This window comes from Actinokineospora sp. (assembly GCF_052390155.1).
In the GTDB taxonomy this organism is placed as follows: domain Bacteria; phylum Actinomycetota; class Actinomycetes; order Mycobacteriales; family Pseudonocardiaceae; genus Actinokineospora.
Genome location: NZ_JBQTHF010000096.1, coordinates 1 through 23,655, shown reverse-complemented (window position 1 = coordinate 23,655; position 23,655 = coordinate 1). Strand labels below are relative to the sequence as shown.

Here is a 23,655-nt window from a genome sequence, read left to right as displayed (position 1 = left end):
AGCCGAAGAGGAACGCGAGCCCGACCGCCAGCGCGATCGTGGCGAGGTTGCCCCAGCCCAGCGACGTGCCGATGACCATGCCCAGCACCTCGCCGATCGCGCAGCCGGTCAGGCAGTGCAGGGTGGCAGACGCCGCCATCGACCAGGTGACCTCGCCGTGTCCGGTGTGGACGTGCTCGGACGATCCCGATTCGCTGTGGCCTTCGGTGGACATCGCGTCTCTCCATACGGGCAGGGGGTATCTATATCGAAACTAACACCAGCCTGCATGGGCGGCAAGGGTTTTCCAGCAGAGGTTCGAAGGTTCGCTAATACCCTGCCGGGGTATAGTTCACTGTCGCGGCGTCGGCGATCAGGTTCGCGGCTCGGGTGACCTCGTCGGCCGTGGTCCAGTGGCCGAGGGTGAGCCGTAGTGCGGCGCGGGCGCGTTCGGGTGTGACGCCCATGGCGGTGAGTACCGGGGAGGGGCGGGTGTCGCCTTCGTGGCAGGCCGATCCGGTGGATGCGGCGATGGCTGGGAGGGCTGCGAGGAGCCTGTCCGCGGGCGTGCCTTCGATGCTGATGTTGAGGGTGTTGGGCAGGCGGAGCGTGGGGTGGCCGTTGAGGTGTGTTCGGCCCGGGAGGTGGCGGCGCAGGGTGTCGTGCAGGAGGTTGCGCAACGGACGGAGGTCGGGGTGGTCGGTGATTCGGGCGGCAGCGCCGAGGGCGACGATGAGCGCGACGTTCTCGGTGCCGCCGCGTAGACCGTGTTCCTGTCCACCGCCGTGGACGGTCGGTTCGATCGAGAGTCCTTTTCGGACGTAGAGCGCGCCGACGCCTTTGGGGGCGTACATCTTGTGTCCGGTCAGGGTGAGCAGGTCGACGCCGAGGTCGGCGACGGCGACGGCGATCTTGCCGACCGACTGGGCGGCGTCGGTGTGGAACAGGGCGCCGTGCGCGTGGGCGGTCGCGGCGAGTTCGGCGATGGGCTGACAGGTGCCGGTCTCGTTGTTGGCGTGCATGACCGACACGAGCACCGTGTCGGCGCTCAGTGCGGTTCGCAGGTCGACTGGGTCGACCAGGCCGCGTTGGTCGACCGGGAGGCGGGTGATGCGGAAGCCGTGCAGTCTGCGCAGGCTGTCGCACGCGGCCAGGACCGCGGGGTGCTCGGTGGTCTGGGTGACGATGTGGTCGCCGCGGTGGCGGTGGGCGAGTGCGGCGCCGCGGATGGCGAGGGTGTTGCCGTCGGAGCCGCCCCCGGTGAACACGATCTCCTCGGGCGTGCAGCCGAGAAGGTCGGCGACGGCCGCGCGCGCGGCCGTGACGGCAGTGTCGGCGGTGCGGCCGTAGGTGTGGTTGCTCGACGGGTTGCCGAAGTGGTGGGTGAGGTAGGGCAGGCAGGCCTCGGTCACTCGCGGGTCGACGGGCGTGGTGGCGTTGTGGTCGAGGTAGATCGGGCCGTCGCGCAGTCCTGGGGGAATGGTCATGGTGTCCTTTGTGGAGGGTGCGTCTCATACATCCGGATCGCGACGACCAGGCCGGAGGCCGCCGTGATGGCGGCGATGACCATGATGGCGGCGCGCAGGCCCGCGAGGTCGGCGAGGAAGCCCGCGAGCAGGGCGCCGACGGCGAACCCGCCGTCGCGCCAGAGTCGGTAGACGCCGACGGCGCGAGCCCGCCAGGCGGGATGGGCGACGTCGCCGATGGCGGCGAGCAGCGTCGGGTAGACCATGGCCGTGCCCGCGCCGAGCAGCGCGGCGGCGATCGCCCAGCCTGCGAACGTGTCGGCGATGGCGAACAGGGCGAGCGCGGCGGCCTGGGTGAGCATGCCCGCGGTGATGAGGTGCTTGCGTCCCAGGCGGTCGGACAGGGGGCCGGTGACGAGTTGCCCGAGGCCCCAGACGGCGGGGTAGAGGGCGGCGAGCACCCCGATGCGGGCCACGGACATGCCGGTGGTGGCGAACAGGATCGGGAACAGGCCCCAGGCCAGGCCGTCGTTGAGGTTGTTGACCATGCCCGCCTGGCTTGCCGAGGACAGTGCGGGATCGCGCAGGCTGGTGTGGGTGAAGACCTGCGCGTCGGTGAGGTCGGCGTGGAGGTGGTCGTGGCGTCCGTCGGTGCGGGCGGTGTGGGTGGCCGCCTCCAGCCGGGCGTGCTCCCGAGTTTCGCGGACGAACAACACGGACAGGCCGAGGCCGAGTGCGGCGTAGGCCAGGCCGAGCAGGAACGGTGCGGGCCGCAGCCCGTAGCGGGCGGCGAGGTAGCCCGTGGCCAGGGCGGTGACCGCGACGGCGAAGTAGCCCGCCGCCTCGTTGAGGCCCATCGCGAGGCCACGGCGGGCGGGACCGGCGAGGTCGATCTTCATGATGACCGTGGTGGACCAGGTGAGGCCCTGGTTGACGCCGAGCAGGACGTTGGCCGCGACCACCCAGCCCCAGTGCGGCGCCCAGATCAGCAGCAGTGGCACCGGGATCGCCACCAGCCAGCCCACGACCAGAACGGGTTTGCGGCCGTGCCGGTCGGCCAGGGTGCCCGCGAAGTAGTTGGTGGCGGCCTTGGTGAGCCCGAAGGCGAGGATGTAGGTCAGGGCGGCGGTGTACGCGGCGAGGTGGAACTCGCGCTCGGCCAACAGGGGCAGCACGGTGCGCTCCTGGCCGAGCACGCCGCCCACGAGCGCGTTGACGGCGACCAGCAGGCTGAACTGGGCGAGGTTGGCGCGCAGCCCGAGGCGCGTCGGGATCGGCGTCAGGTCTGCGGCGTCCCGCCTCGATGGCGGAAGGTCGCGGGCGGAGTTCACAGTCCCTCCTGGAGCCGGTGTCCGGTGTGCGCGCTCCAGTGCTCGGCCGAGTCGCGCAGCACGGTGAGTCCGGCGGTGGACCCGCGCCGCGCGGACAGCAGGCTGGCCGCCGTCATCGAGCGCTGGCCGTGCGCGCACATCACGGTGATCGGCCCGGTCGGCACTCCGGCGCGCGCCAGGTCTCCCAACTCGACGTGGGAGGCGTGCGGAATGTGCCCCAGCCGCCACTCGGCGTCCTGGCGGATGTCGAGGACCTGCTCGTCGCCGAGTTCGTGCGCGCCGATCAGCGGGATCGCGGCGACGGGCAGTCCGGCCGCCTGCCAGGCGCCCATTCCGCCGGACAGGACTCCGGCGAGGTCTTCGAAGCCGACCGTCAGGCACTGGGTCACCAACTCGGCGCAGTCCTGATCGGCATCGATGACGAACACCAGGGGCCGCGCGGGATCGGCCACCCAACCGAGCCAACTGCCGAACTGGGGGCGCAGCTCGTGGGAGATCGCGCCGGGGGCATGGCGCTCGGCGAAGCGCTCGATCGGCCGCACGTCGATCATCTGCGCGCCGTCGCGCAGCGCCCGCAGCGTCTCGGGCACGGCCAGTGCCCGAAGGTCGGGCCACCCCGGGTGGTAGACCCGCGGTCCCGCGCTGTTGTACTCGGGCATGCGGGTGAAGTAGCTGGGATAGCTGCCCAGTCCGCCCAGCAGCCGTGCGACGAACTCGTCCTCGTCGGGGTCGCCCGCCAGCAGCGGATTCGACTGCTTCTCCCGCCCCAGAGTGCTCGTGCGCTCGCCGACGGTCGCCGCGGAGCAGAACGACCCGGGGCCGTGCGTCGGCCACACCGCCAACTCGTCGGGCAACGTGAGCAGTCGATCGCGCAGTGAACGGTAGGCCGCCCGCGCGAGGGCGTCGGTGCGCTCGACGCCTGCCAGGTCGGTCCGCGCCACGCCGCCGACGACCAGCGCACCCCCGGTGAACAACCCGGCCGGGGTGTCGCCGTCGCGCAGCAGCCAGGCCAGGTGGGCGGGGGTGTGCCCGGGCGTGGCCACCGCTTCCAGCGCAAGGTCGCCGAGATCGAGCCGCTGCCCGTCACTGAGTCCGATGTGCTCGAACGCCAGCCCCGCCGCGGCGGCGGCCACGATGCGGGCACCGCGCGCGGCCAGCTCGCGGGACCCGCTGACGAAGTCGGCGTGGACGTGGGTTTCCAGCGCGAACGCGATGGTCAGCCCGAGCCCGCGCGCCTGCCGCAGGTAGGGCCGCGGATCACGCTGCGGGTCGATCACCGCTGCCCGTCCGTCGCCCAGATCCAGCAGGTAGCTGCTGTTCCCCAATCCCTCGTGGATCACCGGTACGACGTTCATGACACTGCCGATCTATTCAAGGGAGCTTTTGAACGCTAGAATAGACCTATGGGGACAGATAATGCCAAGTTCGCGTTGTACGAGCAGTTCGCCCAGGTCGGCAAGGTGCTGGGCAATCCGCTGCGGCTGATGCTGCTGGATCTGCTGGCGCAGGCCGAACGCAGTGTCGAGGAACTGGCCGCGGCGTCGGGCGGGACGGTCGGCAACACCTCGGCGCAGCTCAAGGCGTTGCGCCAGGTCGGCATGGTCGCCGCACGACGAGCCGGAAACCGGATCTACTACCGGGTCGCGGGCCAGGACGTGTCAGCACTGCTGACCGCGCTGACCACCGTCGCGGGTCAGCACACAGCCGACGTCGACCGTGCCGCGCGGGCCTACCTCGGCGACATCGAGGCGCTGGAACCCATCGACGCCGGGGAACTCCGGCATCGCCTGGACACCGGCCAGGCGGTGGTCATCGACGTCCGGCCCGAGATCGAGTACGCGGCGGGCCATATTCCGACCGCGCGGTCACTCCCGCTGCCGGAGTTGATCTCGCGACTGGGCGAACTCCCCGCCGACACCGAGATAGTCGCCTACTGCCGCGGTCCGTACTGCGTCTATGCGCCGCAGGCCGTGCGCCTGCTCACCGGTCACGGCCTTCCCGCCCGGCCGCTGCGCGGTGGCCTGCCCGAATGGCGACTTGCCCGCTTTCCCGTCGTGCGCACGCCGAAGGAGACCCCCGCGGCCTGAGGCGAACGCCCGATCCGAGTCGTCAGCCTGCCGGTGCGCGGGCGGCGACGCGCTCGACGAGCCCCGCCTTGAACCTCTCGGTCCGCACGATGGTGAAACCGGCGTCTTTGACGTCGTCGAGTGGTCGGCGCAGGAGGTGCTCGCCACCCAGCGGAACCGTGAAGGTCTCGACCAACCGCTGCGCCAGGCGGATCGCCAGGACCGTGCTGGCGACGTGGTCGGCGAGCAGCAGCAGGCCACCCGGCCGCAGGACTCGCCGCATCTCCGCGATCGCCAGCGCGTGGTCGGGGATGGCGCACAGCGAGAACGTGCAGACCACGGTGTCGAAGGCGGCGTCGGGAAACGGCATGGACCGGGCGTCGGCTTGGCGCAGGTCGACGGCTCGGCCGAGTCGATCCGCCCGGGTGCGCGCGAGGTCGAGCATGGCGGGACTCCAGTCGATCCCGGTGAGGGTGACGTTTGCGGGATAGCGGTCGAGATTGAGCCCGGTGCCGATCGCGACTTCCAGGGTGTCCCCGGTGGCCTGTGCGCAGGTCCACCGCCTGCTGTCACCGAACAGCAGGCGGTCCGCCCGATCCATCCGCCGGTCGTAGGAGGCGGCTTGACTGTCCCAGTGGCGCCGCCACCTGGCGGCGCGGTCCTCACCGGTCATCGTCGGGCTGTCCTGTGCCTGGGCGCACGGTCAGGCCGCGCCGATGGCGATCTGCCGGTGTTCGAGCGTCCATTCGAGCATGCCCCCCGCCATCCGCCGCGCCATCCGGCCGCGCGAGCGGAGCAGGCGGACCGCGTCGTAGGACAGCACGCAGTACTCCCCACGGCAGTACGCCACGATCTCCAGGTCGGGCAGGTCGGACAGGCGGTTCTCCAGTTGGTCCAACGGGATCGAGATGGCGCCCGCGATGTGGGCCGCCGCGTACTCCGATTCGGGCCGCACGTCGAGGATGACCGCCCGCCCGTTGCGGACCCGGTCGAGCAGATCGTCCCGCGAGATCGGTTCGACCTCGTCGATACCGAGGAACTGCTCGGCGGCCCGCTCGGCCTCAGCCAAGTGGGTCCCGGCAACCGCCCGAAGTCCAGCGAACAGTCGAGCTACGTCCTCGCCGGCGAGGCGGTAGAAGATTCTCGTCCCGTCCTTGCGGCTGACGACGAGGCCACCCTGGCGAAGGGTCTGCAGGTGTGCTGACGCCGTCGTCAGTTTCAGCGACGTCGCCTGGGCCAGTGACTCGACGGATCGTTCACCCTGCGCGAGGACGTCGACGAGTTCGAGTCGCTTCGGGCTGGCCAACGCCTTGCCCACCCTGGCGAACTGTTCGAACAACACATCCTTGGGGCGCATCTGACTGTTCACTGTTCCATTTTCGCATGGAGTTATCCAGATGGCTCCGTCCGACCTGCTGTTTCGCTCAAAAGTGGCTCGAATACGGCTCGCTTCAGGAGTGCTGTGCGCACACCGTGTTCGCCCGGCTTCGCGACGTGGTCGCATTGGCCGCGCATTGCGGTATCGACCGCATTCTCGACCGGGCGAATGACTGAGAGCGACGCGCGCGTCAGGTCGCAGATCGATCAACGCACACCGCTGGTGGAGTCCCGCGTCGCGCGTTCGGGCGGATGCCGCTCCGGGTCCCGCCGTCGCCGGTGGCGCGTTCACGGCAGACCGACGCAACTCGTTGCAAATCTCCATAGATATATGGATCATCGTGTCGTGCGAACGACTTCGCCGCCCGCCAGGGGCGTCAACGCGGCCACGACGCTACGAGGTCCCACCGTCGGCGTCGGTCTGCTGGTCCAGGTGTCGCAGCACGTCGGTCAGCGTGCGGTGCAGGGCGGTCAACGCGTCGGGGGCGAGTTCGGCGAACAGCGACGCGGCGAAGCGTTCGTGGTCCTCGTGCATCGCCCGCGCGGCGGCCCGGCCCTTGGCGGTGATGGTCACCAGCGTCGCGCGCCGGTCCGTGGGATGCGGATTGCGCGCCACGAAACCGCCCTCTTCGAGTCCGTCGAGCAGGCCGGTGACGTTGCGCGGGGTCACCTTCAGTGCCTGGCTGAGTCGCCGCTGGGTCATCGCCCCGTCGTGGAACAGGCGCCAGACGATGGTCGCGCGGGCGCGCGTGAGGCCGCGTCTGCCGAGAGAGGTGGCCATGTGGTCGCCGAGTGCGACCGTCACCTCGAAGAGTCGATCGAGGACTCGACCGGGATCGGACGAAAGCCGTGAGTCGACTTCATTGTATAGGTTCTTCACTGTGTTGTAGCCTCCGCCGGAATGGTAGCCCGGGGAAGGGGTGATGGCGGACCCGATGTCGACCACGGCGCCGCTCGGACCGCTTCCGCTGGATCGGGCCCGTTCCCTTGCCGCGCAACACGGGCAGGCCGTGGGCGCGGTGCTGCTGGCGCCCTTCGTGCTGCTGGTCGCGCGGTGCGCGGGTGCGGACGAGATCGACCTGGAGACGGGCGGCGGCCCGGACCGGATTCGCGTCGAGATCGCCGCCGACCAGGATTTCCACCGACTCGTCGACGACGTCCGGCACGCCCTGTGGCCGACACCGGATCCGCCGCGGCTCGCGGTGCGCGGCGCGGGCCTCGAAATCCGGTTCACGACCGACGATCAGGGCATCAGCGGCACGTTCACCGCCGGGGGAGCCGCACCCACCCGGGAGCACTACCTGGCCCTGCTGACCGGGATGCTCGACCAGCCGGACCGGCCGGTACGCGAGATTCCCACGCTGCCCGCCGACGAGCTTGCCGAACGCGCCGAGTGGAACGACACCGCAGCGGACCTGCCCTCCGACAGCCGCCTTGAGGAGTTGTTCCTCCGCCGGGTTCGCACCGCGCCGGACCGGCATGCGGTGATCTGCGCGCAGGGCGCGTTCACCTACGCGGAGGTGGAACTACGGTCCCGGGCGCTGGCCGCGGACCTGCGGCAGCGGGGTGTCGGCCGCGGCAGCCAGGTCGCCGTCGTGCTGGAGCGGGGCTGGCAGCAGGTCGTCGCGGTGCTGGCCGTCCTACGCGCGGGCGCGGCATACCTGCCCATGGAACCGGACTGGCCGATCGCCCGACTGCGCGGCCTCGTCGCCCGGTGCCGCTGCGCCGTCGTCCTCACCCAGCCCGAGGTTCGCCCGCGACTGGTCGGCATCGGCGCAGACGACGTGATCGAGGTGACGCGCGCGGCCGTCCGGGATGTCGCGGCGCCGCCGACCCGCGGACAGTCCGCGGCCGATGTCGCCTACGTGATCTTCACCTCCGGCTCGACCGGGGAGCCGAAGGGCGTGGTCGTCGAGCACCGCGCCGCGGTGAACACGATCCTCGACATCGCGCGCCGGTTCGGCGTGGCGGCAGGCGATCGGGTGCTCGCGGTCTCCGCGTTGAGCTTCGACCTCTCGGTCTTCGACGTGTTCGGCATGCTGGCAGCGGGCGGCGCGGTGGTCATCCCCGAACCAGAGGCCGCGCGCGATCCCGCGTGCTGGGCCCGCTGGGTGCGCGAGGCCGGTGTGACGGTGTGGAACTCCGTGCCCGCACTGCTCGATCTGCTGGTGTCCGCCGCGGCCGAGCTAGGGTCCGTGCGGCTGGCCCTGCTCAGCGGGGACTGGATTTCAGTCGGCCTGCCCGACCGGTTCCGTGCTCTCGCACCGGATGCGGAGATCGTCAGCCTCGGCGGCGCGACCGAGGGGGCGATCTGGTCCATCGCCTACCCCATCGATCGGGTCGACCCGGCCTGGGAGTCCATTCCGTACGGGCGACCGCTGGCCAATCAGCGGTTCCACGTCCTCGACCAGCACCAGCAGCCGGTGCCTGTCGGCGTCGTCGGGCAGCTCCACATCGCGGGCGCGGGTCTCGCGCGCGGGTACTGGGACGACCCGGACCGGACCGCCGCGAGCTTCGTAGTCGACCCCGAGTCGGGGGAACGCCGGTACCGGACCGGTGACTACGGCGCGCACCGGGCGGACGGCGTGATCGAGTTTCGCGGCAGGCGTGACCAGCAGGTCAAGGTGCGTGGTTATCGGGTGGAGCTGGGGGAGATCGAGGCGGTGCTGCGCGGCCACGACGAGGTCCGCGACGTCGCTGTCCTGGCGCGCCGCGGCGTCGGCGAGCCGGTGACGCTGGCAGCCTACGTCGAGCCGGTCGCCGGGCCGGACGACGGTTCGGCCGAGCGGCGGCGGGTCGCGGACTGGGCCGGGGTCTTCGACTCGCTCTACGCGGGCGCCACCGAGCACGCCGAACCCCGCGAGGACTTCGTCGGGTGGACCGATCCGCGCACCGGCCTGCCCATCCCGCGGGCGGAGATGTCCGACTGGGCCGACCGCACCGCGGCGCTCGTGCTGGCCTGCCTGCCGCGGCGAGTCCTGGAGGTCGGCTGCGGCAGTGGCATCCTGCTCACCCGGGTCGCGCCAAGCTGCGAGGCCTACCACGGCGTCGACTCGTCGGCGGCGGCGATCTCGCGGCTGCGCGCCGATCCGGCGGTCGGCGCGGACGCGCGGGTGCGGCTGGCCGTCGCCCACGCCGCCGATCTGTCCATTATGGACAGTGGCTCGGTGGACACGGTCCTGCTGAACTCGGTGGTGCAGTACTTTCCCAGCGCCGGGTATCTGGTGCGCGTGCTGCGGGAGTGTTCGCGGGTGCTCGCGCCAGGGGGCCGGATCGTCGTCGGCGACGTGCGCAACCTGGCACTGCTCGACGCCCTGCACGCCTCGATCGAGTGGGAGCGCGCGGAACCGGGTGGCACCGTGGGCGAGGTGCTGGCCCGGGTCGAGGCGAGGTCGGCGCGCGAGGACGAACTCGTGCTGGACCCCCGGTTCTTCGGCGCGCTCGGTGCCGAGCTGCCGCGGCTGACCGGCGTCGAGACGCACGTCAAGGAGGCGCCCGACCGCAACGATCTCACCCTGTTCCGGTTCGACGTGATCTTGCGGTTCGACACCGCCTGCGCCGTGCCCGCGCCGCGGCTCCCGTGGTCGGACCTCGGCCGCGACGGGCTGCGCGCGCGGTTGGCGGCCGAACCGGAATCCCTGGCCGTGCTCGGGATACCGGATGAGCGCGTGCGGCGGGCGGTCCGGCTATCCGCACTGCGGGACACCGGTGACCGAGCCGCTACGGTCGCCGAAGCCGCCGCTCGCGCCGAGCAGGCCCCGGCCCCGGATTCCCCGAGTCCGCGCGATCTGCGCGAGCTGGGTGCGGCGTTCGGGTACGCGGTGCGGGTGAGCTGTTCCGGCGACCGCCCTGGCCACCTCGACGTCACCTACCGCAAGAACGGCGGCGACGGCGGGACCGCACCGCGAGCGCGCGCGGACTGGGCCGCGCTGGCCAACCGACCGGTCGCCGACGACGAGGACCAGGTCCGAATCGGCCGCTGGCGGACGCACCTGCGCCGGCACCTGCCGCACTACATGGTGCCCGCGGTCATCGTGGCGGTGCCCCGGATGCCGTTGACCGCCAACGGGAAACTCGACCGCGGCGCGCTGCCCGATGCCGTGCCGCGAGCGTCGGCCGACGGGTACGTCCCGCCGGCGGGCCCGGCGCAGCGGCTGCTGGCCGAGCTGTGGGCCGCCGGGCTCGGGGTCGAGCGGGTCGGCGTGCACGAGAACTTCCTCGACCTGGGCGGCGACTCGATCCGCGGTCTGCGGATCATCGCCGAGTTGACCAGGAACGGGTATGCCCTCTCCGCCGACCAGTTCTTCCGGGCGCCGACGATCGCCGAGCAGGCGGCGGTCCTCACCCGGGTGCCGCTTGCGCGTCCACAAGGGACAGTCACCGGGCCGATTCCGCTGACACCGGTCCAGCAGGGGATGCTGCTGCGGTACCTGGCCGACCCCGGTCGGGGTCTCTACGTGGTGCAGGCCCGCTACGCCATCGACGGGACGCTGGACGAGTCGACGTTCCGCGACGCGGTCGACGACGTCGTCCGGCGGCACGAGATCCTGCGGTGCGCGGTGCGCTGGTCGCGGTCGGGCGAGCCCGAACTGGCGGCGGCCGAGACCGCGTCGATGCCGGTGCGAATGGTGGATCTGCGCGGCCGGACATCCGGCGACCAGCACGTCGTCATCGAGCGGCAGTCCGCCGAGGAGCGCACGCGCGAAGTCGACCTCGACCGGGCCCCGCTGGCCCGGATGACGCTGTTCCGGCTGGAGCACTGCTGGGAACTCGTGTTCACCTTCCACCACCTCGTCCTCGACGGCTGGTCGGTGGCCCTGCTCGAAGCCGAGATCGCCCAGACCTACACGGCCCGAGCCGCCGGGCGAGTTCCCGCGACCGCCGTGGCCGCGCCGTTTCGGAGCTATGTGCGATGGCTGACCGACCGCGCCTGCCGGGCCGGGGACGAGGTGTTCTGGCGCACCTCGCTGTCGGCCCTGGGGTCGCCGACGTCGCTGGTCGGTCCGTCCAATCGCACCGCGCCCGACCTGGACGAGGTCCCGGTCCCGCTGCCCGCGGCGACAGCGGCGGCGTTGGCCGAGTTCGGCAGACGCCACCGGCTGACCTTCACCACACTCGCGCACGGCGCGTGGGCCGCGGTGCTGGCCCACCACACCGGGCAGGACGAGGTGGTCTTCGGGGTCGCGGTGAGCGGCAGACCCGACGACCTGCCCGACACCGGACTCGGCTGCCACGTCGCCACGATCCCGATGCCGGTAACCGTCCCGCACGGCGACCGGCTCACCTCGTGGCTGGCCGCCGTGCAGAGTTGGCGGGTGGACAGCCGACCCCACGAGCACACCAGCCTGCGGACGATCGCCCAGTGTGGCCCGCCTGCCGCGGGGGAGCCGATGTTCGACTCCGTGGTCATCTCCGAGATCGAGCAGGCCGCCACGACCGGCACCGGGTTCGCCCTGCGGAGGCGCTCGCTGCGCGGGCGCACCGAGTGGCCGGTCGCGGTACTCGTGGCACCGGGCAGGACTCCGGGTCTGACCATCCAGTACGACTCCGCGCGGCTGGCGGTGTCCCGGGCCCGCGTGTTCGCCCGCCACTTCGCCGCGGTACTCGGCGCGATCGCGCACGGCACGGCCACGACGGTCGGCGACCTGCCCACGCACGCTCCACAGGATGGACCCGCTGTCCTCAGTGGTCCGTCCGCGCCGGTTCCCGATCACCCGGTGGACGATCTCGTGGCCGCACAGGCACGGCGCGGTCCCGATCGCGTCGCGGTCGTCTGCGGTGCCCGCGCGATCACCTACCGGGGACTCGACCAGGCGGCCGAGCGGCTCGCGCGCAGGCTGCGACGGCTCGGCGCAGGCCCCGGCTCGCTCGTCGGGGTGCTCGCACCGCGCGGGATCGGCCTGGTCACCATGCTGCTCGCGGTGCTGAAGTCCGGCGCGGGCTACGTGCCCCTCGACCCCCGCTACCCGGTCGAGCGGCTCCGGTACATGCTGGCGCATTCCGGTGCGGCGCTGCTCATCGGCGACGGCACCGTCCCCGACCCGGTTCGCGCGATCCCCGGTCTGGCGGTCCTCGACACCACCGACGACACCACCGACGACACCGCGGAACCGGCGGCACCGGCCGCGCCACCGCGAAGCCCCGACGACACCGCGTACGTCATCTACACCTCCGGCTCGACCGGTGTCCCCAAAGGCGTACAGGTCAGCCACCGCTCCCTGACGAACCTGCTGACCGCGATGGCGAGCGAGCCCGGAATCAGCGCCGAGGACCGCCTGTTGTCGGTCACCACGGTGTCGTTCGACATCGCCGTGCTGGAGTTGTTCCTGCCACTGACCGCGGGCGCCCGGCTCGTCGTCGCCGACGATGCCGAGGCGGCCGACGGCTTCGCGCTCGCCAAGCTGGTGGGGACACACGACATCACGCTGATGCAGGCCACCCCGACGTCGTGGCGGATGCTTCTCGACTGCGGCTGGACCGGCGCGGCGCGGCTGGTGTGCCTGTCCGGGGGCGAACCACTGCCCGAGGAGTTGGCGGCGGACCTGCTCGCGCGGACCGCGGCGGTGTGGAACCTCTACGGGCCGACGGAAACCACCATCTGGTCGACCGTCCACCGGGTCGAGTCCGGCACGGGGACGATCCCGATCGGGCGTCCGGTCGCCAACACCACCGTGTTCCTGCTCGACCGGCGCCTGCGGTCCGTCCCGAGTGGAGCGACCGGCGAGGTCTGCATCGCGGGCGCCGGCCTGGCGCGGGGCTACTGGCGCGACCCGGACGGGACCAGCCTGCGGTTCGTGCGGCACCCGGGGACCGGCGAGCGGCTCTACCGGACGGGAGACCTGGCCAGGCTGACCGCAACCGGCACGCTGGAGTTCGTCGGCCGCGCCGATGCCCAGGTGAAGATCCGCGGCGTCCGGGTCGAACCGGGCGAGGTCGAGGCCGCGCTGCTGCGGCACCCGGGGGTCCGGTCGGCCGCCGCGGCGGTCCGCGGTGCCGATCCCGCGATCCTCGTCGGCTACGTGGTGCCCGTCGCCGCGGCGCCGGGCCCGGAGTCGCTGCGACGATTCCTGTCCGGCGTCCTGCCCGCGCACGCCATCCCCGGCCGCTTCGTCGTGCTGGAGTCCCTGCCGCGCACGCCGAACGGCAAGCTCGACCGTGCCGCGCTACCCGATCCCGGGCCTGGTCGCCCGGCCATCGCGACGGACTTCGCGGTCCCGCGGTCGGTCGCCGAGCAGACCATCGCCGAGGTCTGGTGTGCGGTGCTCGGCCTCGCCGAGGTCGGTGTGCGGGACGACTACTTCGAACTCGGCGGGGATTCCCTCGGTGTGCTGCGGATCGTGACGCTCGCGCGGCGTCGGGGCCTGCGGATCACCCCGCGACAGGTCATCGACCGACCCACCGTCGCCGAACTGGCCGCGGTCGCCGAGACCGCGGGCGCGGCGCCCGAACACGACCGGCAGAGCGTGCGGACCCGCGCGGCGGACAGCGGGTACACGCCCGCGGACTTCCCGCTCGCCCGGCTCACCGGCACCGAACTCGACCACGTGCTGAGCGCACTCGGCCGAACTGAGGAACCACCACATGGCTGACATCGAGGACATCTACCCCCTGACCGCGCCCCAGCAGGGCATGCTGTTCCACTCGGTGAGCGCCGTCAGGCCCGGTGTGTACGTCGAACAGGTTGTGTGGGAACTCGCGGGCGAGCTGGATCTCGCCTGCCTGGCCGAGGCGTGGCAGCTCGTCGTGGACCGCAATCCGGTGCTGCGCACGGGTTTCCTCTGGCGCGAGGTCGACCGGCCGCTGCAGGTGGTGCGCCAAGTCGTGCGGGCGCCGATGGCGGTGCTCGACTGGCGGACGCGGCCGGACGAGGTCCGCGACGGCATGCTGGACGCCCTGCTCGCCGAGGACCGGGACACCGGTTTCGATCTCGACCGTCCGCCGCTGGTCCGGCTCACCGCGATCCGTGTGGACCACGACCGGCTGTGGCTGATGTGGTCGTGCCACCACGCCGTCCTCGACGGGTGGAGCGTCGGCGAGTTGCGCCGCGAACTGCTCGACACCCATCGGCGACTCCGGCTCGGCGGTACGACCGCGGGCCCGGCGCGCAGACCGTTCCGCGAATTCGTGGCCTGGCTGGACGAGCGCCCGCCGAGCGGCGGCCAGCGCTACTGGAAGGAGCGGATGGGTGGATTCCACACCCCGTTGCGACTTCCCGACGGGATGGCGCCGACCCCGGACGGCGGACTGGACACCGTCGTGTACGAGCTGACCGGGGAGCGGAGCGCAGCGACAGCCGAGTTCGGACGTCGACACCGGCTCACCGTCAACACCCTGATCCAGGGCGCCTGGGCCGTGCTGCTGAGCAGGTACTGCGGGCAGTCGGACGTGGTCTTCGGCGTCACCAGCTCCGGCCGCCCCGCCGACCTCGCTGGCGTCGAGTCGATGGTCGGCCCCTTCGTCGCCACCACGCCGCTGCGCGTGCTGGTCGGCGCCGGGCGGGTGGTGCCCTGGCTGCGGGCGATCCAGCGCGACCAGGCCGACGCGCGCGACCACGAGCACACACCGCTGCCGGAAGTCCATGCGATGAGCCAGGTTCCGCGGGGTACCCCCCTGTTCGAGACGGTGCTGGCGTTCGAGAACCACCTCGCAGACGCCACCGGAACCGGCACGACCGCGGGCGTCGCGATGCGCACCCTGCGCGGTACCGGTCACACGAACTTTCCGGTCACCGTGATCGTCACCGCGCAGGACGCGATCCGCATCCGGCTGACCTACGACACCTCCCGCTTCGATCGCCCCTGGATGCGTCGGTTGGCCGGGCACTTCCGCCGGGTGCTGGCCGCCATGATCGACTCGCCGGATCTCGACCTCGATCGGCTGCCGATGCTCGACGACGCCGAACTCGCGGAGTTGGCGGCGTGGAACGACACCGGCCGCGCGCTCCCCGATGTCCGGCTCGACACGTTGGTACTGCGGCAGTGCGCGCGCCTGCCCGACGCCGAAGCGGTGGTGTCGCCGGGACGGCGCCTGTCCTATGGCGAACTCGCCGACCGGTCGGCTGCCCTGGCCAGGCGGCTGGTCGAGGCGGGCGCCGGGCCGGACCGGCTCGTCGCGGTCGTGATGGCGCGCGGGTGGGAACAGGTCGTCGCGGTGCTTGCCGTCCTGCGCGTGGGCGCGGCCTATCTGCCGATCGATGCCGCGTGGCCGGTCGAGCGTGTCCACCGGCTGCTCAGTCTCGGGGACTGCACGCTCGCGGTGACCCAGGCCGACGCGGTTCGGGAGCTGGTGTGGCCCGCGGGTGTGCGTCCGGTGCCGGTGGGTGCCGAGGACCCGCCCGCGACGTCGCCGCCGCCCGCCGATCCCACCGCCACCGCCGACCTCGCCTACGTCGTCTACACGTCCGGTTCCACCGGGGAGCCCAAGGGCGTCGCGGTGGAACACCGCACCGCGGTGAACACGATCCTGGACGTCAACGAGCGGTTCGGCGTCGGCCCGGGGGACCGGGTCCTGGCGCTGTCGCCGCTCAGTTTCGACCTGTCAGTGTGGGACGTGTTCGGCATCCTCGCCGCGGGCGGCACCGTCGTGCTGCCCGAACCGGCCACCCGGCCGGACCCGGCCCGCTGGGCGCAGTGGATCGCCAGCGAACGCGTCACCGTCTGGGACTCGGTGCCCGCCCTGCTCGACCGGCTTGTCGACCGCACGGCCGACGAGCCCGGCAAGCTGGCCACCCTGCGCCTCGCACTGCTCAGCGGCGACTGGATACCGGTGTCGCTGCCGGACCGCTTCCGCGCACTGGTCCCGGACGCCGCGGTGGTGAGTCTCGGCGGCGCCACCGAGGGCTCCATCTGGTCCATCTGCCATCCCGTGGGCGCCGTCGATCCCGCGGCGGACTCCATCCCGTACGGCACGCCGCTGGCGAACCAGCGCTTCCACGTCCTGGATTCGGGGATGCGGCCGGTGCCCGCCGGTGTGCCGGGCGAGCTCTACATCGGTGGCAGCGGCGTGGCCCGCGGCTATTGGCGCGACCCCGAGCGGACCCGCGCGTCGTTTCCGCTGCACCCGGTCACCGGCGAACGGCTGTACCGCACCGGCGACCTCGGCAGGCACGGCCAGGACGGGGTCATCCGGTTCCTGGGCCGGGTCGACGACCAGGTCAAGATCAACGGATTTCGGGTCGAACCCGGCGAGGTCGAGAAGACGCTGGCCGCGCACCCGGACGTGGCCGACGTCGCCGTTGGCGTGCACGGCGACCGGGGTCGCAGGAGCCTGGTCGCCTATGTCGTGGGCGGTGCGCGCCCGCCGGCCGCGGCCGAGTTGCGGACGTTCGTGTCCGCGCGGCTGCCCGCCTACCTGGTTCCGGCGCGGGTGCTGGTCGTGTCGGAACTGCCGCGCACGGCCAACGGCAAACTCGACCGGGCGGCCCTGGCGCGGTCCGCGGCGACGCGGCCGGAACTGTCCACTCAGTACACACCGGCGCGGACGCCGGTCGAGCGACTGCTGGCCTCGATCTGGTGCGACGTGCTCGGCGTGGACGCCGTGGGCACCCGCGACAACTTCTTCGAACTGGGCGGGGACTCGCTGCGCAGCATGCGGGTCTCGGCCCAGTTGCACCGAAACGACATCGACGTCCCGGTCGGCGCCATCTTCGACCGGCCGACGATCGGCGAGCTGGCGGAGTGGATCAGCCAACAGCGCGACAGCCGCGCCGAGCCGTCGGGTTTCCCCGAGATCGCGAGCCGCGACCACGCCGGCCTGGTCCCGCTGACCTACCCCCAGGAGATGGTCCAGATTCTCAATCTGCTCACGCCGGGCAACACCGCCTACGTGCCGCGGACCGCCGTGGAGTTCGTCGGCGACCTGGACGCGCCCGCGCTCACCGACGCCGTGCGGGACCTGGTGCGGCGCCATCCCGCACTGCGTACCGTGTTTCGGACCGACGCCGAGGGGCGGCTCGGCCAGGAAGTTCTGCCGACCGTGCCCGTGGCCCTGGCCCGGCACGACGTCATCGGACTGTCCATTGAGGACGCCTATCGCGCGGCCGGGCGGGTGCTCGCCGAGGAGGTCGCGCTGAGCTTCGCGCCCGCCCGCGGCGGTCCGCTGTTCCGGTTCGCCCTCGTCCGCACCGCACCCGCGCGGCACATTCTGTTGCTGGCCGTCGACCACCTGGTCTGCGACGGCTGGTCACTCGGCATCCTCACCCGAGACCTCTTCGAGCTGTACCGGGCCCGCGCTGTCGGCGCCGCGCCGAACCTGCCCGAACTGCCCGTCACCTACGCCGATTTCGCGCTGTGGCAACGGGAGCACCTGGCGGGGGAGCGGCTGGCGCGGACGATCGCCTTCTGGCGCGACCGGATGGCGGGCGCCCCGCCGATGCAGTTGCCCAGCACGCGACCGCCCGTCCCGCTGGACCGGATGCGCGGAGCGGTGTTGAACGTCCGCGTCGAACGCGTGATCGCCGACGGCCTCGCCGCCCTCGCGCGGGCCGCGCACACCTCGCTGTTCGCGACGCTCATGGCCGCGGTGCAGGCCGTCGTGTGGTCGCGCGTGGGCGGGGACAAGATCACGGTGTCGGCGCCGGCGGGCGGGCGGATTCGCCCGGAGATCCAGGACGTGGTCGGCTGTTTCGTGCACGGCATGATGTTCCCCACCGACATGTCCGGGGATCCCAGCTTCGCCGAGTTGGTCGAGCGGGTGCGCGCGGGTCTGCGGGCGGGCTGGGAGCACCAGGCGCTGCCCCTGCAGGCGATGGCGGAGATCCAGGAGTTCGCCACGGTCAACGGCATGGGCACGCAGGGGATCGCGCTGGAATGGGTCGACGAGGACACCGGAGCGGTCGACCTGCCGGGCGGCGTGGCCGCACGTCCGTGGTGGCCGCGGCGCGAGGGCGCGGTGGACATGCCGCCCGCCGACCTGTTCGTCTACCTGCACCGGTCTCCTGTGGACGGTGGCATGGCGGGCGAGTTCATGTACAACTCGATGCGCTTCGACCGGGCCGAGATCGCGGCGGTCTTCGACCACCTGCACGAGACCCTGCGGCTGGTGGCGGTCGATTCGAGCGCCCGGCTGTCGACGCTCGCGCGAGTCGGCGACCGGGTGATCCCATCCGGGGATCACCCGGCGGGCAGTGCCTCCGTGCCGAGTGCGGGATAGCGCCGTGCGGCGCGGAACCAGTCCGCGGTCATGGCGATCCCGTCGCGGACACTGATCTTGGGCGACCAGCCGATGGCCTCGCGTGCCCTGCTGATGTCCGGCCTGCGCCGGGTCGGGTCGTCCGAGCGCGGTGAGGTGAACCGCAGGCCGGTGCTCATCCCGGTGACGTCGGCGACGATCCCCGCGATCTCCAGGACCGAGTACTCCTCTGGATTGCCGATGTTGATCGGTTCGTGGACATCGCTGTGCAGCAGGCGAAGCAGCCCATCGATCAGATCGTCCACATAGCACAGTGATCGGGTCTGCGTGCCGTCCCCGTGGATGCTCAGTGCGTCGCCGCGCAGCGCCTCGCTGATCAACTGGGGGACGAGCCTGCCGTCGTCGGTACGCATCCGCGGCCCGTAGGTGTTGAAGAACCGGGCGATCCCGGTGCTCAGACCGGTCTCGCGGTGGTAGGCCATCGTCAGCGCTTCGGCATACCGCTTGGCCTCGTCGTAGACCGACCGCGGTCCGGTCGGATTGACGTTGCCCCAGTACGACTCGACCTGCGGGTGGATCAGCGGGTCGCCGTAGACCTCCGAGGTCGAGGCCAGCAGGAATCGGGCACGGGCGGCCACGGCGAGGTCCAGCGCGTGCTCGGTGCCCAGCGAGCCGCAGCGCAACGTGCGCAGCGGCATGCGCAGGTAGTCCTCCGGCGAGGCGGGCGAGGCGAGGTGCACGACGTACCGCGGCGCGAACCGGGCGAGTTCACTGCGCAGCGACGTGCGGGTCACCTCGGCCTCGACGAAGTGGAAGCGCGGGTCGTCGTGGAACGAGCCGAGATTCTCCAGGCTGCCGGTGGACAGGTCGTCGACACAGATCACCGTGTGCCCCTGTCGAACAAGGCGTTCGCACAGATGGGAGCCGAGGAACCCCGCTCCGCCCGTGACGACCACGGGCGAAGCGGATCGGGGAGCCTGCCGATGTTGCGTCATGAGTTCCCCAACGGTGGCCGCTAGTGCGGCGTGACTGCACGGAACGTGATGGGAAGCGTGTCGATGGCGTGCACGGCGTCGGGCATGTACTTGGGCGGGTCCGCCTCCAGCGAGGGGTCGACCAGACGGCGTGCCAGGGTGGTGAGCGCGACCTCGCCCTGCATTCGCGCCAGCGAGGCGCCGAGGCAGAAGTGGATGCCGGCGCCGAACTCCAGGTGGTGGTTGTTCTCGCGGGTGATGTCGAAGCGGTCCGGGTCGGGGAACCGGTCTCCGTCACGGTTGGCGGTGGCCAGCCACAGCAGGATCATTTGGCCGCTGTGGATCTTGATGCCGTTGATCTCGATGTCCTCCAGGGCATAGCGCCGCGTGAACTGGATGGGCGAGTCGTAGCGCAGCACCTCCTCGACCGCCGACGCGGCGAGGTCGGGGTTGCCGCGCAGCAGCGCCATCTGCTCGGGATTGCGGATCAGCGCGAGCATGCCGTTGGCGATCAGGCTGACCGTCGTCTCGTGCCCGGCGACCACCAGCAGCCTGCACGTGTCGTTGATCTCGGAGAGCGTGGTCTCGCCTGCGCGGTGGGCTCGCAGCAGGGCGGAGATCAGGTCGTTGCCGGGGTTCAACTGCTTCTCGCTGATGCGCTCGGCGAAGTAGCTGGTGAACTCGTCCTGGGTGTGCATGCTGTATTCCGCGCAGGCCCCGGCCGTGGTCGGCGCCTCGAAGTCGCAGCACAACTGCGACCTGGTCCAGGGCTTCACCTCGCCGAGGTGGTCGTCGGCGGGTACGCCGAGGATCTCGCAGATGATCGTGATCGGCAGCGGGAACGCCAGGTCGTTGATGAGCTCGATGCCGCCGTTGGCCGCGGCGGCGTCGATGAAGCCGTCGACCATGCCCTGCACCTTTGCGCGGAAGCCCTCCATCCGCCGGGTGTTCAGCGCGTCGGCGACCAGGCCGCGCAGCCGGGTGTGGTCGGGCGGGTCGCGGTGCAGGAAGGACCGCTGCTCCATGCTGGACACCAACTCGGCAGGCAGCGAGCCGCTGTCGACCATCTCTTGCTGGGACTTGCCCTTGCGGTCGTCGACGCTGACCAGCGGGTGCCGCAGCGCCGCCGCCACGTCCACGTAGCGGGTGAGCACGATGGCGTCACCGGCGTGGTGGACCGGCGCCTCGGCGAGCAGCCGCTGGTAGTGCGGGTACGGGTCCACCATGTGTTTGTGGTCGGCGAACAGGTCGATGATCGTCGGACCGTCGGCCGGAGACCACGGCAGATCCTCCTGTTTCGTCCCGGGGTAGAGCTTCTCCTCCAGCATCGACATGGCGCACCCACTCCACTTAAGTTTCACAGATCTTTGGAAGACTGGCCGAACCGCAGGTTATCCGCGGCCAAGCGGCAGAGTCAACCGCCCACCGAATTGAATAGGTACTACACTATGTTGTAGTGTACGCATCCATGGTGCCCACTGGCGTTCCCGGCCTGATCCAGGTGGCGGGCTTGACGAAGTCCTTCGGCGCGGTCAAGGCCGTCGACGACATGAGCTTCACCGTCGAGCCGGGCTCGATCGCCGGTTTCCTCGGCCCGAACGGCGCCGGGAAGACCACCACACTGCGCATCCTGCTTGGGCTGATCCGGCCAGACTCCGGCCGCGCGACCATCGGCGGCCTGCCCTACGCCGACATCGCCCGGCCCAACGACGAGGTCGGTGCCGCGCTGGAGGCGTCCGGATTCCACCCGGCTCGCAGCGGCCGTGATCACCTGCGGATCTACTGCACCGTCAACGGGTATCCGCGGACCAGGGCGGACGAGGTGCTGGAGACGGTCGGCCTCACCGCAGCGGCTCGGCGCGCGGTGCGCGGCTACTCGCTGGGCATGCGGCAGCGGCTCGCGCTGGCGACCGCGCTGCTCGGCAGGCCGAGGGTGCTCGTGCTCGACGAACCCGCGAACGGACTCGACCCCGAGGGCATCGCCTGGATGCGGCGCCTGTTGCGCGGGCTCGCCGACGAAGGCAGCACTGTCCTGGTCTCCAGCCACGTCCTCTCCGAGGTGCGGCAGTTGGTCGACCAGGTGGTGATCATCAACAGCGGCCGACTCGTGCGCCAGTGCGCGTTGGACGACCTGGCGGACTCCGGGCACCAGGTGGTGTCCGTGCGCACCCCCCAGGCGGCGGACCTGCTCGACGCGTTGTCCCGGGACGGCCTCGCGGGCGAGCGGGTCGACCCGCGGACCGTGCGCGTGTCGGGAGCGTCCGCCGAACGGGTGGGCGGCCTGGCCTTCCGCGCCGGGATCGAACTACACGGCCTGCACGCGGAGGGATCGGACCTCGAACAGGTCTTCTTCGCCCTGACCGGCGACTCGGCGCCAACTCCGGCCGCCTCGACATCGGAAGTGAGCTGACATGCGGCGCTTGGTCGTGGCCGAGTTCCAGAAGCTGTTCGCCAGCAGGCTGTGGCTGTGGCTGCTGCTCGGAGCGGGTGCCCTCACGGCGTTGTACGCGAGCCTCGCCATCGCCTTCGGCGACGACCCGGACAACCCGTCGCCGCCACTGTCCACCGCGCAGGGCCAAGGGCTGGTGTTCGGCACCGCGCAGGGCGCGGCCACGTTGGTCGCGGTCCTGGGCGCCATCGGCCTCACCGCGGAGTTCCGGCACCGGACCGTGACCGCGTCCTTCCTGGCCACGCCGCGGCGGGGCAGGCTCGTGGTGGCGAAGCTGATCACCTACGCGGCGGCGGGCGTGCTCTACTCGCTGTTCAGCATCGGTGTCATGCTGGCCATCGCCGTGCCTTGGCTCAGTGCCAAGGGGATCGACGTGACACTGGACGGCAAGGCCGACATCCTGGTCGGCGTGGTCGCCGGGGCCGCGATCTTCGGCATCATCGGCGTCGGCCTGGGCGCCCTGCTGCGCGAACAGGTCGCCACCGTCGTGGGGCTGCTCATCTACCTGTTCGTCGTGGAGCCCATCGTCACCAGGATCTCCGCACTGGGGGAGTGGACGCGGTTCCTGCCCGGAGCGGCCGAGGAGGCGTTGACCCAGGTGGTGCAGGCCAACCAGCGGCTGCTGGAACCGTGGCAGGGCGGCCTCGTGCTGCTGGCCTACGGGGTCGTGTTCGCGATCGCGGGAACGCTGCTCTCGGTGCGCCGCGACGTCTCCTGACCACCTGGACGGCATCCAGGTCCGCCGATAGTGTCTTTATCTAGGGAATAGTGGAGTCTTGGCGGAGGTGCTGTGGTGCGAGACGTGATTGTCGTCGGCGGTGGGGCCGCCGGGCTGAGCGTGGCCCAGGTCCTCGGCCGGGCTCGGCGCGACGTGGTCCTCGTCTCGGGCGGTGACCAGCGCAACGCTCCCGCCGCCGGAGTGCACGGCGTCATCGGCCACGACGGCGTGTCGCCCGCGGAACTCGCCCGGTGCGCGCGCAAGGAACTCGACCGGTACCCGACCGTGTCGGTCGTCGACGGCGAGGTGTCGTCGGTGTCCGGTGCGCGGGACGACTTCGCGGTCGCGCTGTCCGATGGGGAGTCCGTCCTGGCACGCCGGGTGGTGCTCGCCACCGGGGTAATCGACGACCTTCCCCCCGTTCCCGGGCTCGCCGAACGGTGGGGCGGCACCGTGCTGCACTGTCCGTACTGCCACGGCTGGGAGGTGCGCGACGAGCCGCTCGCCGTACTCGCACTGTCCATAGTGGACGCCTATGTTGCGGCGCACCTCACCCAGTGGAGTTCCGACGTCGTCTTCTGCGCCAACGGAATCACCATCGGCGAGGACCAACTGGTCGTGCTCTGCGCGGCGGGCATTCGACCCCGCGCCGGCACGCTGACCGCGGTCGAGGACACCCCGGGCGGGGTCCGGCTCGTGTTCGCAGACGGCACGTCGCTCGACCGGCGCGCGGTGTTCGTGCACGCGCCGACGCGACAGCGCGCCGAGGTCGCCCGCGGCCTCGGGTGTGAGCACCTGGAAGACGACTCCGTCGTGGTGGACGAGTTGGGGCAGACCTCCGTGCCCGGGGTGTACGCGGTCGGGGACATGGCGCGGCGTCGCGACCAGGAGCCCGGTCTCACCTTCGTGGCCCGCGCCATGGGAGACGGCCTGATCGCCGCCGTCGCGGTCAATCGGGACCTGTACTTCTCGTCGCTGTCCTTCGACTAGGTCCCGCGCCGACGCGGCCACCGTGCCGTCGTTCGGTCACATCGGTAGTTCAGCGGGTGGGTTTGAGGTCCCTGCGCAGTTCCGGGGGCAGCGCGAACGTGATCTTCTCGTTCGCCGTGGTGACCTCGTCCACATCCACGTACCCCCGCTCGGCCAACCACCCGAGCAGATCCATC

15 protein-coding genes and 1 pseudogene are annotated in these 23,655 nt (G+C 71.4%); 6 read left to right on the top strand and 10 right to left on the bottom strand.

Features of this window, described 5'->3' with window-relative positions:
• The 4 genes from ACT4N7_RS26470 to ACT4N7_RS26455 form a co-directional block, all read right to left on the bottom strand.
• Window positions 1-214 (bottom strand): DUF4396 domain-containing protein (locus tag ACT4N7_RS26470; protein WP_444831574.1); only part of this gene is annotated, 214 nt, incomplete at its 3' end.
• Window positions 215-308: 94 nt separating this feature from the next.
• A complete protein-coding gene (locus tag ACT4N7_RS26465; protein ID WP_444831573.1) occupies window positions 309-1,466 on the bottom strand; it encodes a cysteine desulfurase family protein in 1,158 nt (385 codons plus the stop codon).
• Window positions 1,463-2,728, bottom strand: a complete 1,266-nt coding sequence (locus tag ACT4N7_RS26460; RefSeq protein ID WP_444831575.1) for an MFS transporter — start codon at window positions 2,726-2,728, stop codon at window positions 1,463-1,465. The genes ACT4N7_RS26465 and ACT4N7_RS26460 overlap by 4 nt, the downstream gene beginning before the upstream one ends.
• Window positions 2,729-2,772: 44 nt before the next feature.
• Window positions 2,773-4,131 carry an MBL fold metallo-hydrolase gene (locus ACT4N7_RS26455; protein ID WP_444831572.1) on the bottom strand — a complete coding sequence of 453 codons (1,359 nt, stop codon included), beginning with the start codon at window positions 4,129-4,131 and terminating at the stop codon, window positions 2,773-2,775.
• A 48-nt stretch (window positions 4,132-4,179) separates the two neighbouring features.
• Here ACT4N7_RS26455 and ACT4N7_RS26450 point away from each other — a divergent pair, with 48 nt between their 5' ends.
• Window positions 4,180-4,863, top strand: coding sequence for an ArsR/SmtB family transcription factor (locus tag ACT4N7_RS26450; protein WP_444831571.1), 684 nt, complete (start codon window positions 4,180-4,182; stop codon window positions 4,861-4,863).
• 22 nt (window positions 4,864-4,885) lie between these two features.
• On the opposite strand, the gene ACT4N7_RS26445 is transcribed toward ACT4N7_RS26450, so the two are convergent.
• The 3 genes from ACT4N7_RS26445 to ACT4N7_RS26435 form a co-directional block, all read right to left on the bottom strand.
• Entirely contained in the window at window positions 4,886-5,515 is a 630-nt protein-coding gene (locus ACT4N7_RS26445; protein WP_444831570.1) for a class I SAM-dependent methyltransferase, read from the bottom strand.
• Between the two features lie 30 nt (window positions 5,516-5,545).
• On the bottom strand, window positions 5,546-6,211 hold the full coding sequence (locus tag ACT4N7_RS26440) for an ArsR/SmtB family transcription factor (protein ID WP_444831569.1): 666 nt from the start codon (window positions 6,209-6,211) through the stop codon (window positions 5,546-5,548).
• Between the two features lie 402 nt (window positions 6,212-6,613).
• Window positions 6,614-7,024, bottom strand: a complete 411-nt coding sequence (locus ACT4N7_RS26435) for a MarR family winged helix-turn-helix transcriptional regulator (protein WP_444831568.1) — start codon at window positions 7,022-7,024, stop codon at window positions 6,614-6,616.
• 118 nt (window positions 7,025-7,142) lie between these two features.
• Between ACT4N7_RS26435 and ACT4N7_RS26430 the strand changes: the two genes are divergently transcribed.
• Both ACT4N7_RS26430 and ACT4N7_RS26425 read left to right on the top strand, forming a co-directional pair.
• Window positions 7,143-13,808: an amino acid adenylation domain-containing protein gene (locus ACT4N7_RS26430; protein ID WP_444831567.1), complete on the top strand. Its 6,666-nt coding sequence runs from the start codon at window positions 7,143-7,145 to the stop codon at window positions 13,806-13,808.
• Window positions 13,801-18,369 carry an amino acid adenylation domain-containing protein gene (locus tag ACT4N7_RS26425; RefSeq protein WP_444831566.1) on the top strand — a complete coding sequence of 1,523 codons (4,569 nt, stop codon included), beginning with the start codon at window positions 13,801-13,803 and terminating at the stop codon, window positions 18,367-18,369. The genes ACT4N7_RS26430 and ACT4N7_RS26425 overlap by 8 nt, the downstream gene beginning before the upstream one ends.
• On the opposite strand, the gene ACT4N7_RS26420 is transcribed toward ACT4N7_RS26425, so the two are convergent.
• Window positions 18,330-19,343, bottom strand: coding sequence for an NAD-dependent epimerase/dehydratase family protein (locus tag ACT4N7_RS26420; protein ID WP_444831565.1), 1,014 nt, complete (start codon window positions 19,341-19,343; stop codon window positions 18,330-18,332). The genes ACT4N7_RS26425 and ACT4N7_RS26420 overlap by 40 nt on opposite strands.
• Before the next feature lie 20 nt (window positions 19,344-19,363).
• Window positions 19,364-20,656: a cytochrome P450 gene (locus tag ACT4N7_RS26415; RefSeq protein WP_444831564.1), complete on the bottom strand. Its 1,293-nt coding sequence runs from the start codon at window positions 20,654-20,656 to the stop codon at window positions 19,364-19,366.
• Window positions 20,657-20,793: 137 nt separating this feature from the next.
• On the opposite strand from ACT4N7_RS26415, the gene ACT4N7_RS26410 reads away from it, so the two are divergent.
• The 3 genes from ACT4N7_RS26410 (at window position 20,794) to ACT4N7_RS26400 (ending at window position 23,479) form a co-directional block, all read left to right on the top strand.
• Window positions 20,794-21,732, top strand: coding sequence for an ABC transporter ATP-binding protein (locus ACT4N7_RS26410; protein WP_444831563.1), 939 nt, complete (start codon window positions 20,794-20,796; stop codon window positions 21,730-21,732).
• 1 nt (window position 21,733) lies between these two features.
• A complete protein-coding gene (locus ACT4N7_RS26405; protein WP_444831562.1) occupies window positions 21,734-22,489 on the top strand; it encodes a hypothetical protein in 756 nt (251 codons plus the stop codon).
• A 75-nt stretch (window positions 22,490-22,564) separates the two neighbouring features.
• On the top strand, window positions 22,565-23,479 hold the full coding sequence (locus ACT4N7_RS26400; protein WP_444831561.1) for an NAD(P)/FAD-dependent oxidoreductase: 915 nt from the start codon (window positions 22,565-22,567) through the stop codon (window positions 23,477-23,479).
• A gap of 49 nt (window positions 23,480-23,528) precedes the next feature.
• Here ACT4N7_RS26400 and ACT4N7_RS26395 read toward each other — a convergent pair.
• Window positions 23,529-23,655 (bottom strand): annotated as a pseudogene (locus ACT4N7_RS26395) (4-hydroxy-3-methylbut-2-enyl diphosphate reductase); the annotation flags it as partial.